The 14,825-nt window shown below is 60.3% G+C and carries 8 protein-coding genes; all 8 read right to left on the bottom strand.

Translation table 11 applies throughout. From position 1 onward, the window contains the following. Position 1: 1 nt before the first annotated feature. Positions 2–1,924, bottom strand: a complete 1,923-nt coding sequence (locus AB5Y98_RS18820) for an ABC transporter ATP-binding protein (protein ID WP_139752346.1) — start codon at positions 1,922–1,924, stop codon at positions 2–4. Positions 1,925–1,997: 73 nt separating this feature from the next. Beyond that, positions 1,998–2,228: a glutaredoxin family protein gene (locus AB5Y98_RS18815; RefSeq protein WP_017788054.1), complete on the bottom strand. Its 231-nt coding sequence runs from the start codon at positions 2,226–2,228 to the stop codon at positions 1,998–2,000. Continuing rightward, complete coding sequence (gene rlmKL, locus AB5Y98_RS18810) at positions 2,228–4,396, bottom strand: bifunctional 23S rRNA (guanine(2069)-N(7))-methyltransferase RlmK/23S rRNA (guanine(2445)-N(2))-methyltransferase RlmL (RefSeq protein ID WP_368232496.1); 2,169 nt, start codon at positions 4,394–4,396, stop codon at positions 2,228–2,230. The genes AB5Y98_RS18815 and rlmKL overlap by 1 nt, the downstream gene beginning before the upstream one ends. A gap of 675 nt (positions 4,397–5,071) precedes the next feature. Next, positions 5,072–5,608 (bottom strand): cell division protein ZapC, encoded by a 537-nt coding sequence (locus AB5Y98_RS18805; protein WP_054544923.1) that lies wholly within the window; start codon positions 5,606–5,608, stop codon positions 5,072–5,074. A gap of 87 nt (positions 5,609–5,695) precedes the next feature. Further along, positions 5,696–6,706 carry a quinone-dependent dihydroorotate dehydrogenase gene (gene pyrD, locus AB5Y98_RS18800; RefSeq protein WP_024941803.1) on the bottom strand — a complete coding sequence of 337 codons (1,011 nt, stop codon included), beginning with the start codon at positions 6,704–6,706 and terminating at the stop codon, positions 5,696–5,698. A gap of 47 nt (positions 6,707–6,753) precedes the next feature. Then, positions 6,754–11,595 (bottom strand): NAD-glutamate dehydrogenase, encoded by a 4,842-nt coding sequence (locus tag AB5Y98_RS18795; protein ID WP_368232494.1) that lies wholly within the window; start codon positions 11,593–11,595, stop codon positions 6,754–6,756. 278 nt (positions 11,596–11,873) lie between these two features. Next, a complete protein-coding gene (locus AB5Y98_RS18790) occupies positions 11,874–12,095 on the bottom strand; it encodes a DUF2835 domain-containing protein (protein WP_005300804.1) in 222 nt (73 codons plus the stop codon). Between the two features lie 70 nt (positions 12,096–12,165). Beyond that, positions 12,166–14,790 carry an aminopeptidase N gene (pepN, locus tag AB5Y98_RS18785; RefSeq protein ID WP_019838733.1) on the bottom strand — a complete coding sequence of 875 codons (2,625 nt, stop codon included), beginning with the start codon at positions 14,788–14,790 and terminating at the stop codon, positions 12,166–12,168. Positions 14,791–14,825: the final 35 nt, after the last annotated feature.

Genomic DNA, 14,825 nt, shown 5'->3' with positions numbered 1-14,825 from the left:
CTTAGTCCTGATGTTTCAACGCTTCCAACTCCTCCCAGCGGGAGAAGGCTTGTTCCAATGCCGCCTCTGCGGCATTCAGGGCATCCAGTTTGGTCTGGGTTTGCTCCGCAGGCAGGGAGAAGAAACCGGGGTGGTTGATCTCCGTCTGCAGGGCATCCAGCTCCGCCTCCAGCTGTTCCAGCCGGGCTGGCAGATTATCCAGCTCCAGCTGCAACTTGTAAGAGAGTTTCTTCTGTTTTGCCACGACCGGCGCCTGCGTCACGACAGGCTCTGGCGCCTTGCTCTGGGGCTGCTTCGCCGCCTGCTGTGCGGCCAGCTGAGACTGCTGCTGGGCACGGGTGGCCATCATGTCGGCATAGCCCCCCACATAATCACTGATCCGCCCATCCCCTTCAAACAACCAGCAACCGGTCACGGTATTGTCGATGAAACGACGATCGTGGCTCACCAGCAGCAGGGTACCGGGATAGTCCGCCAGCAGCTCTTCCAGCAGTTCCAGCGTTTCGACATCCAGGTCGTTGGTTGGTTCATCGAGGATCAGTAAATTACTGGGCTTCAAGAACAATTTGGCCAACAGTAAACGGTTTTTTTCGCCCCCTGACAAGGCTTTCACCGGAGTGCGTGCCCGTTTTGGCTCAAACAGGAAGTCCTGCAGGTAGCCGAGGATGTGGCGGGAGCGGCCGCGCACCATCACCTCCTGCTTGCCCTCGCCCACGTTGTCCACCACCGTCTTCTCGGGGTCGAGCTGTTCGCGGTACTGATCGAAATAGGCCACTTCCAGGTTGGTGCCCTGACGCACCGAGCCGCGGGTTGCCTCGAGCTGGCCGAGCAGCAGCTTGATCAGGGTCGACTTGCCACAGCCGTTGGGGCCGACCAGCGCAATCTTGTCGCCACGCAACACCTGCAGATCCAGCCCCTGAAACAGGGTGCGATCGCCAAAGTCGAGACCCAAGCCTTCACTTTCAAATACCAGCTTGCCGGAGCGGCCCGCTTCGTCCAGCTGCAGCTTGGCCTTGCCCTGCAGCTCACGGCGCTGGGTCCGCTCCATGCGCATCGCCTTGAGGGCACGCACTCGTCCCTCGTTGCGGGTACGGCGGGCCTTGATCCCCTGGCGCACCCACACCTCTTCCTGGGCCAGCTTGCGATCGAACTCGGCATTTTTCAGCTCCTCGACCCGCAGCCACTCCTCCTTGCCCTGCAGGTACTCGTCGTAGTTGCCGGGCCAGGAGGTGATCACGCCGCGATCCAGATCGATGATCCGGGTCGCCAGCTTGTGGATGAACTCCCGGTCGTGGGAGATGAAGACGATAGCGCCGCGAAAATCTTTGAGGAACTCTTCCAGCCAGTTGATTGCATCGATGTCCAGGTGGTTGGTCGGCTCGTCCAGCAACAGCAGATCCGGATCGCAGGCCAGCGCGCGGGCCAGGGCCACCTTGCGCAGCCAACCGCCGGAGAGGCTGTCGAGGGTCACGTCGGGATCCAGACCGAGCAGGGTCAGCACCTGGTTGATGCGAGTCTCGAACTGCCAGCCGTTCTGGTAGTCGAGCTGCTCCTGCAACTGGCTCATCTTGCGAATGTTGGCATCGGAGGCATCGTGTGCCAGCTCCATGGAGATATGGTGATACTGCTTGAGCAGCTCCCCTACCCCGGCCAGCCCTTCGGCGGCATAGTCAAACACGGTGAGCTCGCTCGAGGCGGGGGGATCCTGCTCGAGGCGGGTCACTTTCAAGTCTTGCTGCAGCACCAGACGACCGTCATCCAGCGGCAGTTCGCCGGCGATCACCTTCATCAGGGTGGACTTGCCCGCCCCGTTGCGCCCCACCAGACAGAGGCGCTCGCCCCGCTCGATGGTGAGCTCGGCCTGGTCGAGCAGTGGAAAATCACTGAACGACAGGGAAGCGCCGTGCAATGTCAAAAGAGCCATTCTTGTTCCTTCTTGCTAATGAAAAAACGGGCGGCAGACAGAGTCTCCCCCCGTTTCATCGTCAAATCGCCCACTACTCCCGGGCGGCAAGCCACGCTTGCAGCTCCGCCAGGGTAAAGGGCCAACCCAGTTCACGCCCGGCCTCGTCGCGCACGACCGGAATGCGCACCCGGTAGGCCTCGAGCCAGTCGGCGTCATCCAGGATGTCGCAGCGGCGGGTCCTGCCGGCAAGGCCGGCCTGCTCCACCAGCACCCAGGCCTGTTCACACAGGTGGCAGCCGTCGGTGTGAAACAGGGTCAGCATCAGCCCTGGGCCTCGGCATGGGTGATGATCCAGCAGTTGTGGATATGCTGGTTGCGCTCGAAATCCTTCGGCCGGGTCTTGCCGGTGATGTTCTGGGCCTTGAGACCGATGGCCTCAAGACCGGCCAGATCCATCTTGAAGTGGCGCTTGTTGTTGGAGAAGACCAGGGTGCCACCCGCAGCCAGCAGACGCTTGAGGTGCTGCATCAGCAACAGGTGATCGCGCTGCACGTCGAAGCTCTCGTCCATCCGCTTGGAGTTGGAGAAGGTGGGCGGATCGATGAAGATGAGGTCGTACTGCTCGTCCGCCTCGGAGAGCCACTTCAGGCAGTCCGCCTGCACGAACTTGTGTTCGCGGCCCACCAGCGAGTTGAGGCGCATGTTGTCCTGTGCCCAGTTCAGGTAGGTGCGCGACATGTCAACCGTGGTGGTTTCGCTGGCTCCGCCCAGACCCGCGTGCACGGTGGCACTGCCGGTGTAGGCAAAGAGATTCAGGAAGCGCTTGCCACGGGCCATCTCGCCCAGCATGCGGCGGGTCTGACGGTGGTCGAGGAACAGGCCGGTGTCGAGATAGTCGTAGAGGTTGACCCACAGACGGGCACCGTACTCCTGCACCTCCATCCGGTGCTGCTCTTCGGAGAGTTTCTGGTACTGCTGTTTGCCTTCCTGACGCTCGCGCACCTTCAGGATCACCTTCTCGCCATCCATGCCGGTCACCTTGATGGCGGCCTGTACCATGTCGAGCAGGCGCTGACGGGTCTTCTGGGCGGGGATATCCTTGGGCGCCGCGTACTCCTGCACCACCAAGTAGTCCTGATAGCGGTCGATGGCGGCGTTGTACTCCGGCAGATCGGCGTCGTAGAGACGGTAGCAGTCGAGGTTCTCTTTCTTCGCCCACTTCTCGAGGGCCTTCAGATTTTTGCGCAGACGGTTGGCAAAGTCCTGCGCCACCTCTTTTTGGGAGGCCACGGAGTCCAGCGCGATCTGGTAGTTGCGCAGCTGACACTCGAGCGCCCCGTTGAACAGGCGATATTGCTTGTCGGCGCGCAGGCGCAGACAGCTGAGCAGCTCGGGGGAGGCAGAAAGGATCGAGACTTTCCACCCCTGGAAGCTGCGACGCAGGGCATCGCCAAGGGCCTGGTGCACCTCCAACAACGCCGGGAACTCACCGAGACGCTCGCCATAGGGCGGGTTGGAAATGAGCATGCCGACCTGACGGGTCTCCCCTTCCGTCGCCATGGGCAGCGGGTTTTCCAGGGCGGTCGCATCAGCCTGTTTGAAGGTGATGAGATGGGCCACTCCGGCGGCTTTGGCGTTGTCACGGGCTTTGAGCAGCACGCGGGAGTCGGCATCACAACCGAACAGCTTCACCTCGCAGCGCTGCATGCCGCGTTTGGCGCGCACTTGCGCCTCCATCATAAGGCTCTGCCACAGTTCGCTGTCATGTTGCAGCCAGCGATCGAAACCGAAGCGCTCGCGGCGCAGGGCCGGCGCCATATCGGCGGCGATAAAGGCCGCTTCAATCAGCAGGGTACCGGAACCGCACATGGGGTCCATCATGGGCTCGCCGGCCCAGCCGCTACGGGCGATCATGGCCGCGGCCAGGTTCTCTTTGAGCGGTGCCTCACCGGCGCCCTGACGATAGAAGCGCTGGTGCAGCGCAGGGCCTGACAAGTCCAGCGTGATATTGGCCTTGCCCTTGCCCAGATGGGCCATGATGCGAATGTCCGGGGATTTCTTGTCCACGTCCGGGCGCACATGACCACGCTTGGTGAAGCGATCGACGATGGCGTCCTTGATCTTGAGCGCGCCGTACTGGGTGTTGCGAATGGAGGCATTGGTACCGGTGAAATCCACCGCTATGGTGGCGGTGCCAGAGAAGTGCTCTTCCCAGGGAATGGTATGGGCGCCCAGATAGAGGTCCAGATCGTCGTTCATCTGGAACTCGGAGAGCACCAGCACGATGCGGGAGGCAAAACGGCTCCACAGACAGGCCTTGTAACCGATGGCCAGCTCGCCGCAGAAATGGACGCCGGCCACGGTCTCGCGGACCTGCTCTGCACCCAGATTGGTCAGCTCGACGGCCAACAGGTTTTCCAGCCCCTTGGGGCAGGTTGCAAAAAATTCTTTCATCACGCTCACGGGGAAGCCATAAAAATAGTGCCGCATTATACCTTAAGCGACGATCCGGAGCAGCAAAAGCTTGGGCATGTCGGCATAAAGAGCGCGCAGTCGACCCAGAGGCAGTGGTTACGCAGGTGCGAGATGAAGGCCGGTAATGGTGACATTGATGGCAAGCGAGTGACCTCGTAACGACAGCACACGCAACGCCAATGCGAGTGATGGCACAAAAAGCAGAATCGGCTATTTTGCGAGCAAATATTGATCCGTTATCCGGATATATATTCCCCCTCGCCCTCTTCTAAATTGCCACATCTGACAGGAGTCAAACAAAGCTCAAATCGTTATTATTCTTCACGACAGAGCAAGTCCTTTCTGTAAACCCCGTGCTTTGCCCTCCCGTTATCGTCCGTAAACGGGAGGGCTATTTTTTACATCCCCTCCCCGCTTATGCCGACATTGCCCTGCCTGTCATATCTATCAGGTTTCAAGAGAAACTACAGGTTTTAGAATAGTCCCGTGTTGTTGATACAACAGCTTATTCCTCCTGTAGTGTGTGTTTATCGCCCTCGCCTCAAATTGACGTGAGGGCATTTTTTCATACGAGTAGATAACGCGAAGAGAATAATGGGGCTGGTCAGGATGAGGCAGGATTAACAAGGGAGATACGTGATAGCGAGCCATTACAGGGTAAAAAACCAGTGCACCTCGCCAAGTTAACGATCAACCGACTTGGCGATATTGCGCCTGAGCCGCGGGTCTTTGGCTCATGCGATTGTTCATCACCTTGATGACGCCAAACTTGGGTAGTGTCTTGCTGGTGGTCAATATCAGATCGTCGGTCAGGTTCAAACAGACGCTGGCCTGAGCGCCGGCTTCAATCACCAGAAACTCCCCCTTGCCATGAGGCGTGCCCATGCACACCAGTGCACCGGTTTCCGGAGTGATAACCGGATGGGTTTCGCCAAAGAACCAGCTTTGTGGCATCAATGGTTTGTAAAAGCGGCTGACGGCGATGGCATTGAGGACCAGCTGCACCTGATGGGGCACGCTCCACTCCAGTTCTGCCACCCTGTCCATCAGCTGATAATAGAGCGCGGCATCATCCACACAAAACGGCTGGGTGGTGAAGGAGCTAGGCACCAATTGCCGCCCTTTATATTCGGTGGCAAATATCATGCGATCGGATAAATCCAGCATCAGACGATCGTCATGAGCATCATAATGCCACTGCCAATTGTCATTGGGTTGGATACACATGGAGGTGCCCTTACTGGAAGTCGTTACTCGACTTTATTCCATGTCGAGAATTTCAGCAACTTTAAATAAAGGGCACCGATTTATTTCTTATATATGGGTCACAATCTCTTTGACCAGATCCGGGCCTTTATAAATAAAACCGCTATAAATCTGGACCAGACTGGCACCCGCTGCCAGCTTCTCCCGGGCCGCCATGGCGCTGTCGATGCCGCCGACCCCGATAATGGGCAGCGCACCATCCAGCGCCTTGGCCAGCTGGCGGATCACCTCGGTACTCTTGTGCTGCAGAGGACGACCGCTGAGTCCCCCCGCTTCACCGGCATGAGGCATGTCATAAATCATGTCGCGCTCGAGGGTGGTATTGGTGGCAATCACGCCATCGATGCCATTTTTTATCAAGGATGCGGCGACTTGATTAATTTCATCCGGGGTCAAATCTGGCGCAATTTTAACGGCCAGCGGCACGTACTTCTTATATTGCGCGGCCAGCTCCTGCTGACGAACCTTGAGGGCGGCCAACAGTTCATCCAGTGCCTCGCCATATTGCAGCGAACGCAGCCCAGGGGTATTGGGGGAAGAGATATTGACGGCAATATAACCGGCGTGGTCATACACCTTGTCCATGCAGATCAGATAATCATCCTTGCCCTGCTCGATGGGGGTGTCCTTGTTCTTGCCGATATTGATGCCGATCACCCCCTGATATTTGGCCTGCTTGACCTGAGCGACCAGGTGGTCGACCCCTTTGTTGTTGAAGCCCATCCGGTTGATGATCCCCTCGGCTGGAATGACCCGGAACAGACGGGGCTTGTCATTGCCGCTCTGGGGTCTGGGGGTGACAGTACCGACCTCGATAAAACCGAATCCCATGGCCCCGAAGGCATCGATGCACTCACCGTCCTTGTCGAGCCCGGCCGCCAGACCCACCGGATTGGCAAAAGAAAGCCCCATGACGGTGACGGGGCGTTTTGGCAGGGAGTGGCGGAAGAAACAATCGAGCGGTGTACCGAGAAGGCGGGGCAAATATTTGATGGAGAGATCGTGCGCCTGTTCCGGATTGAGCTTGAACAGGAAATGCCTGGCGAGAGGGTACAGCATGTTTGCTCCTTAAAAAAAGCCCCGGCAACTGGCCGGGGCTTTTGGGGTTATGCCGAGGTTCGGCAATTCAACTGGAGCAGGTTCAACTCTCGCAAGGCCACCGAGAACTTGGCGAACTCGTGAGTGCTGGTGGTCTTGAAGTCGGCCAACATGTGGGTCCAACGGGACAAGAGTTGCTCATGCTCCGAAATCCAGTCGGCCAGTATGGTAGCGCATTCTCCCTGATCTTTGCACCCTTCCAGTACCACGGAAGTGAGACTGCGTTGCTGCCAGTCCAGATCTTCGCGGAAGGAGGCCCGCGCCATCGCCTGCCAGTGGTTGCCCACCGGTTGATGATTGATCTGATCGAGGAACCAGTGCAGATCCAGCTTGGCGCCGAGGCGATAGTAGACGTTGGCGGCGCGCAGGATGTCGGTCTTGTGCTCCGCGGCAATCTGCGCCAGATCCAGGCTGGAGAAGAGGCTGCTCATGTGGGCTACCTGACGGGCGATGGCTTGTGGCACCTGCTTGGCCACCAGGGCGGCGACCGCCTGCTGGTGCTCGGCTACTTCGCTCTCGTCCATCACCTCGTAGAGGTGCTGACCCAGCGTCTCGAAGGCCGGACGGAAGAAGGCGATGTTCTCGCTGATGCTCCAGCTGCGGTTGCGGGCGCGCAGGAACCAGCGGGTGGCACGACGCACGATGCGGCGGCTGTAGAACATCAGTTCGAGCTGGGTCTGGGCGTCCACCAGGTTGTCACACCCTTCGATGTCGCGCCACAGCTGGTTGAGGCCAAACACCTCGCGCGCCATGGCGAAGCAGCAGGCCACTTCCGCCACCGAGGCACCGGTCTCGTCCTTCATCCGGCTGGCGAAGTTGAGCCCCATGTCGTTGACCAGCATGTTGGCCACCCGGGTCGCGATGATCTCGCCGCGCAGCGGATGCTGGGCCAACGCCGCCCCGAACTGCTGCTGCAGTTTGGCCGGGAAGCTGGTCACCAGCATGTTGGCGAGGAAGGGCTCGTCGGTCACTTCCGGGCAGTTGAGCTGCTCTTTGAGCACCATCTTGCCGTAGGCCACCAGCACCGCCAGTTCGGGTCGGGTCAACCCCTGCCCTGCCGCCATCCGCTCGGAGAGCTCTTCGTCGGAGGGCAGGAACTCGAGGCCACGGTCCAGCTTGCCTTCCCGCTCCAGCCCCTGGATGAAGCGCTGCTGCTCCTTGAGCTGCTCGGCGCCGCGGAAACTGGTCACCGAGATGGACTGGGACTGGCGATAGGCGTTGGTGATGACAATCTGCGCCACGTCGTCGGTCATCTCGTAGAGCATCTGGTTGCGCTGCTTGAGGGTCAGATCGCCAGCCGCCACCAGCTGGTTCAGCAGGATCTTGATGTTCACCTCGTTGTCGGAGCAATCCACTCCGCCCACGTTGTCGGTGAAGTCGGTGTTGATGCGACCACCCTGGCTGGCGTACTCCACCCGGCCGAGCTGGGTGAAGCCCAGGTTGCCGCCCTCGCCCACGATGCGGGCCCGCAGATCGCGACCGTTGACCCGCAGCACGTCGTTGCTGCGATCGCCCACTTCGGCATCGCTCTCGCGGGCACTCTTCACATAGGTACCGATGCCGCCGTTCCACAGCAGATCGACGTTCAGGCAGAGCAGCGCCTTGATCAGCTCGTTCGGGGCCATGCTGGCCTTGTCAGTGCCGAGCAGGGTCTGCATCTCGGGGCTCAGCTTGATGGACTTGGCCGAGCGCAGGAAGATGCCGCCCCCTGCCGAGATGAGTTCCCGGTTGTAGTCATCCCAGCTGGAGCCGGGCAGCTCGAACAGGCGCTTGCGCTCGACGAAGCTCTTGGCCGCATTGGGGGTCGGGTCGACGAAGATGTGCATGTGGTTGAAGGCGCCCACCAGCTGGGTGTGCTCGGAGAGCAGCATGCCGTTGCCAAACACGTCGCCGGCCATGTCGCCAATCCCCACGCAGGTGAAGTCGGTAGTCTGGCAGTTGACGCCAATCTCACGGAAATGGCGCTTGACCGACTCCCAGGCGCCACGGGCGGTGATGCCCATCTTCTTGTGGTCATAACCGACCGAGCCGCCGGAGGCAAAGGCATCGCCCAGCCAATGGCCGTATTCGAGGCTTATCTCGTTGGCGATGTCGGAGAAGGTGGCGGTGCCCTTGTCGGCGGCCACTACCAGGTAGTAGTCATCCTCGTCGTGACGCACCACGGATTTGGGCGGGATCACCTCGCCACCGATGATGTTGTCGGTCACGTCAAGCAGGCCGCGGATGAACAGGCGATAGCAGGCCTTGCCCTCCTCCTGGATCACGGCACGGGGCGCCCCCGCCGGCATCTGTTTGCAGTAGAAGCCGCCCTTGGCTCCCACCGGCACGATGACGGTGTTCTTCACCTGCTGGGCTTTTACCAGACCCAGCACTTCGGTACGGAAGTCCTCCTTGCGATCGGACCAGCGCAGACCGCCACGGGCCACCTTGCCCCAACGCAGGTGCACCCCTTCCACCCGCGGCGAGTAGACGAAGATCTCGAACTTCGGCAGCGGCAGCGGCATGTCGGTGATGCTGGAGGGGGCCAGCTTGAAGGAGACGTAGGGCTTGATGTTGCCCGCCTTGTCCAGCTGGTAGTAGTTGGTGCGCAGGGTGGCGTCGATCATCTCCACATAGCGGCGGATGATGCGATCGTCGTCCAAGTTGGCAACCTGATCGAGCTTGGCGGCGAGCTGCTCGTGCAGCTTGGCCTGTACCTTGGCGTCCTGCTTGCCGGCCGGATCCAGGCGCTGTTCGAACAGGGTAAACAGCAGCTGGGCGATATCCGGGTAGCGGGTCAGGGTCTCTTCGATATAAGACTGGCTGAAGGAGACGCCAGTCTGACGCATGTATTTGGCATAGGCGCGCAGCACGGATACCTGACGACCGGTGAGGCCGGCGCCCAGCACCAGCCGGTTGAAGCCGTCATCTTCCAGTTGCTTGTTCCAGATGGCCGCGAAGGCCTGCTGGAAGCGCTGCTGGCTCTGCTCCAGATCGAACGGCTGCTCCCCATGCAGTAGCATGGAGAAGTCGAGGATCCAGAAGATGTCGCCCGCCGGGGTGCGGACCTGATACGGGGTCTCACCGATGACCCGCAGCCCCATGTTTTCCAGCATGGGCAGCACATCGGAGAGGTGGATGGGTTCGGTACGGTGGAACAGCTTGAGGCGTACCCGGCGATCGTTCTCCTCCTCCTGGGCACGGTAGAACAGCATGCCGAGCGGATTGGCCTCGCTCAGGTTGTCCAGCTCCATGATGTCGGCCACGGCAGAACCCGGCAGCACGTCTTCCTTGTAGGCGCGGGGGAAGGCGGTGCTGAAACGGCGGCGCAGTTCGTTGCCACGGGCTTCACCGTAGTGAGAGAGCAGCACGGAGTCCAGACGGTCATCCCAGCTGCGGGCCGCTTCAATCAGGTTGTTCTGTACTTCGTTCACATCCACATCCACGTTGTTGTTGTTGACCCGCACTATGTAGTGGGTCCGTGCCAGCACGCCCTCGGTGAAGTAGACGTTGAACTCCACCTCTTCGCTGCTGCCGAAATACTTCTGCAGGATCTGCTGGGTCTTGACCCGCAGCGCCGTGTTGTAGCGCTCCTTGGTGACATAGACCATGCAGGAGAAGAAGCGGCCGTAGACGTCGCGGCGCACGAACAGGCGCAGCATGTCGCGCTCCTGCATCTCCAGCACCCCGAGACCGGTGGCCAGCAGCTCCTCTTCGCGAGCCTGGATCAGCTCATCGCGCGGGTAGGTTTCCAGTACGTTCAGCAGCGCCTTGTAGGCATGGGAACCCTTCTCGTGACCGGAGGCGGCCATGATGCGCTCGAGGCGGTGGCTGATGAGCGGGATCTGGGTCGCGCTGGTGTTGTAGATGGAGGAGGCATACAGACCGATGAAGCGATCTTCGCCGATCACTTTGCCGTGCTCGTCGAAGCGTTTGATGCCGATGTAGTCCACATAGGCCGGGCGATGCACCCGTGATTTGCTGTTGGACTTGGTGAGGATCAGCAAGGAGGAGCTCAGGGCTGCGTGACGCGCACTGGCCGGCATGGTGCCCAGGCGCTGCCCCTCATCCTTGATGGAGTTTTTCATCAGACCCAGGCTCGAATCCGGCTGCGGCAGGATCTCGTGATCCCCTTCCACCGCCTTGACGTCGTAGCGACGATAGCCCATCAGGGTGAAGTTGTGAGCGGCCACCCATTTGAGGAAGGCGACGCAGGAGTCCACCTCGCCCTTGCTGACCGGGTGTTTGCGTTTGGGCAGCTCGTCGATGATCTCGTTCAGGCGTGCCAGCATGGGCTGCCAGTCACCGACCGCCAAGGCCACTTCACCGGCGACGGAGTTGAGCTCGGCGGTCAGCCCTTCCATCTGCTCCTCACTGGTGAGGTGATCGATTTCGATGAGGAAGGCAGTCTCGACGGAGGTCTGTTCGGCCGTGTTGTCCAGATCCAGAATGGCGCTGATCTTGCCTTCACTGCCGCGAATGAGGTGCAGCGGCTGGTGCAGCATCATGTGCGCCGTGATGCCCCGGCGCTTGAGCGCCATGCGGATGGAATCCACCAGGAAGGGGGAGTCCTGCAGGATGATTTCGACGATGGTATGGGGAGACTGCCAGCCGTGGCGGGTCAGCTCGGGATTGTAGACCCGGATATAGGGCTCTGTGCTGGTGCGCTGGTTGAGCGCATTCCACAGGCTGAGCGCGGCGCCATAGAGATCGCTGTCATTGCGATCGTGCAGATCGGTGCTCGCCATGTTGCCGTAGAACTTGGCGACGAAGCACTCAACCAGGGAGGCACTCTTCTTGGGCAACTTCTGATGGATCAGGCTGAGAACGTTTTCGAGCAGAACTGAGGTAGGGGCGTCTTTCAATGCCATTTCTATATTCCTTATCGGACGACATTAACCACCGACACAGAGACATCCACCCTGGATGCCCACCGGTACAGAGTTGCTGCGAAGTGTAATGTCTTGGATCAAGGAAGGCGAGCAAAGGTGATAATGAGTTGTTAAAAACAAGGGGCAGATCACGCCTTAAGCTGTGAAAAATTTTGCCGTTCTGGCAAAAAACAGAAAATCCCACTGGATGGTTACGGATTTACCGGATAGATAGTGACTGAAAGCAGTGAATTACGCGGAAATATGTTCAAGTTTTGTTAATTTATGCGTTCGAGGCTGATAAAGCGATAATCGTCCTGGGTTTTGAGGCGAAAGTAGCCATGTACCCCGCTGATGGCGACGAAAGGCCGGATTTTCTCAATGCCCAGTTCCAGGGTCAGCCCCTGCTCGCTGCGCACCACCAGCCGTTTGGCATGGCCCTGGTACATCAGCATGACCTCGTCATGGCTCAATGAGAGGCGAAAGGTAAACTGCTTCACGATGACTCCTCTGGTCGTGGTTGAAGACTCACGGTAAAGGGCGGGAGATGACTCCCCCGCCCGCTCGTGCTTACTGCTGCAGCGCCTTGCTCACCTTCTCGAACAAATCCCGCGCCAGCCCCTCGAGGTTAGCCAGACGGGTCAGCTCGGTGCGGATCAGCGCCTTGCGCCCCTCATCGAGCCGCTTGAACTGGATGAGCGGAGTGATGAGGCGGGAGGCCACCTGCGGATTGACCTCGTTGAGCTCGATCAGCAGATCGGTCAGGAAGCGGTAGCCGCGACCATCGCGCGCATGGAACTGCACCTGGTTGTTCATGGCAAAGCTGCCCACCAGCGCCCGCAGCCGGTTCGGGTTGCGAATGCTGAAGGTGGGGTGCGCCATCGCCTGCTTCACCTCTTCCAGCACGTCTTCCGCCGGCTTGGCACCCACCAGCCGCAGCCAATTGTCCAGCACCAGTCCGTCCTTGGCCCACTTGCCCTCGAAGTCGGCCAAGAGCTCGGCGCGGCACGGCAACAGGTGGCTGTTGGCCACCTGCAGCGCCGCCAGGGTGTCGGTCATGTTGTCGGCGGCCGCATATTGCTGGCGCACCAGCAGATCGGCGCTGCCGGCGTCGAGGGCCGCCAGATAGCCCAGCACGACCCCCTTGAGCGCCCGCTTGGCCATGTCGGCGTGCACCACCTGATAAGCCGGCAGGCGCAAACTCTCGTAGCAGGCCACCAGACGGGCCCCGAAGGCCTGGGCCAGCGAGGTCTGGATCTCGTTGCGCACCTGATGGATGGCATCGACATCGGCCACCTCGAACAGCTCGGCCAGGGTCGCCTCACCCGGCAGCGCCAGGATCTCCGCCTTGAGGGCGGGGTCGAGCCCCTCATCGTCAAGGATGGCGACAAAGGCCGCCAGCAGGGTCCGGGAGACATCAACCCCCTGCCCTCGCTGAGTCCGGGCCACGCCGTCGATGACCGCCTTGTTGATCAGCATCTGCGCCGCATCCCAACGGGCAAACTCGTTGCGGGCATGGCGCATCAGGAAGGCCAATGCCTCGTCGCTGTAGTCAAAATGCAGTTTGACCGGCGCCGAGAAGTCCCGCAGCAGGGAGGGCACCGGCTTGACCGATACCTTGTCGAACACGAAGGTCTGCTGTGCTTCCAGCACGTCGAGCACGTTGCCGATGGCCTTGCCCTGGTACTGCAGCGGGATGACGGCCCCCTGCTCATCATAGAGTTCGATGTCGAGGGGGATATGCAGCGGCAGTTTCTGCGGCTGATCCTGGGTCGGCGGGGTGTGCTGGCTCACGTGCAGGCGATAGACGCCGCTGTCGGCATCGTACTCGTCGGTCACGGTGAGCTCGGGGGTACCGGACTGGCTGTACCAGCGGCGGAAGCGACCGAGATCCACCCCGGAGGCATCTTCCATCGCCTGCACGAAGTCATCACAGGTGACCGCCTGACCGTCAAAGCGCTCGAAATAGAGGCGCATGCCCGCCTGGAAGGCCTCCTCACCCAGCAAGGTGTGCAGCATGCGGATCACTTCCGAGCCCTTCTCGTAAACGGTCAGGGTGTAGAAGTTGTTCATCTCGATCACCACATCCGGGCGGATCGGGTGGGCCATGGGACCGGCATCTTCAGCAAACTGCGGGCCGCGCACGGTACGCACGTTGTTGATGCGATTGACCCCACGTGAACCCAGATCGGAAGAGAACTCCTGATCCCTGAACACCGTCAGCCCCTCTTTCAGGCTGAGCTGGAACCAGTCGCGGCAAGTAACGCGGTTGCCGGTCCAGTTGTGGAAATATTCGTGGCCGATCACCCGCTCGATGCCGTGGTAGTCGCTGTCGGTGGCGGTGGCCGGGTTGGCCAGCACGAACTTGGAGTTGAAGATGTTGAGCCCCTTGTTCTCCATGGCGCCCATGTTGAAGAAGTCCACCGCCACGATCATGTAGATGTCGAGGTCGTACTCGAGGCCGAAGCGCTGCTCGTCCCAGCGCATGGAGTTGATGAGGCTCTCCATGGCGAAACCGGCTCTGTCCAGGTTGCCCTTGTCGACGAAGATCTCGAGGGCCACCTTGCGGCCGCTCTTGGTGGTGTAGTGGCTGCGCTCCACGTCGAAGTCTCCGGCCACCAGGGCAAACAGATAGCTCGGCTTGGGGAAGGGATCCTGCCACTGCACGAAGTGGCGACCTTCACCCAGATCGCCGCTGTCGACCTTGTTGCCGTTGGAGAGCAGGAAAGGATACTTGGCCTTGTCGGCGGTGATGCGGGTGCTGTAGCGGGCCAGGATGTCGGGCCTGTCCATGTAATAGGTGATGCGTCGGAACCCTTCCGCCTCGCACTGGGTGCAGTAGGCATCGCCGGACTTGTAGAGCCCTTCCAGCGCGGTGTTGGCGGCCGGATTGATGTCGGTGACTATGGTCAGCACACACTCTGCCGGCAGGTTGAACAGGGTCAGGCTGCTCTCACCCTGCTCGTACTGGGTAAAGGCAACCCCGTCCACGCTGATGGCGTGCAGGACCAGCCCTTCGCCATCCAGCACCAGCGGCTCCTTGTGGTCGCCGTTGCGACGCAGCCGCGAGATGGCGGTGACCCGGGTCTGCGGCTCCTGCAGCTGAAAATCGAGGTCGATGCTGTCGCACCAGTAGAGCGGAGCCTGGTAATCCTGGCGATATTTGGCCGTCATGGCCTGGGAGTGATCGGTCATTATTGTTTGCTTCCACGCTTGTTATTGACGTGTCA

Origin of the sequence: Aeromonas sp. s3 (assembly GCF_040907805.1) — a bacterium.
Taxonomy (GTDB): domain Bacteria; phylum Pseudomonadota; class Gammaproteobacteria; order Enterobacterales; family Aeromonadaceae; genus Aeromonas; species Aeromonas dhakensis.
Note: the sequence above shows the minus strand (reverse complement) of the source record. Positions and strands in the feature narration are given on the sequence as shown.

Excerpts from the sequence above, each read along its gene's own strand:
- AB5Y98_RS18820 (WP_139752346.1), bottom strand. The coding sequence starts at position 1,924 with ATGGCTCTTTTGACATTGCACGGCGCTTCCCTGTCGTTCAGTGATTTT.
- AB5Y98_RS18815 (WP_017788054.1), bottom strand. The coding sequence starts at position 2,228 with ATGCTGACCCTGTTTCACACCGACGGCTGCCACCTGTGTGAACAGGCC.
- rlmKL (WP_368232496.1), bottom strand. The coding sequence starts at position 4,396 with ATGCGGCACTATTTTTATGGCTTCCCCGTGAGCGTGATGAAAGAATTT.
- AB5Y98_RS18805 (WP_054544923.1), bottom strand. The coding sequence starts at position 5,608 with ATGTGTATCCAACCCAATGACAATTGGCAGTGGCATTATGATGCTCAT.
- pyrD (WP_024941803.1), bottom strand. The coding sequence starts at position 6,706 with ATGCTGTACCCTCTCGCCAGGCATTTCCTGTTCAAGCTCAATCCGGAA.
- AB5Y98_RS18795 (WP_368232494.1), bottom strand. The coding sequence starts at position 11,595 with ATGGCATTGAAAGACGCCCCTACCTCAGTTCTGCTCGAAAACGTTCTC.
- pepN (WP_019838733.1), bottom strand. The coding sequence starts at position 14,790 with ATGACCGATCACTCCCAGGCCATGACGGCCAAATATCGCCAGGATTAC.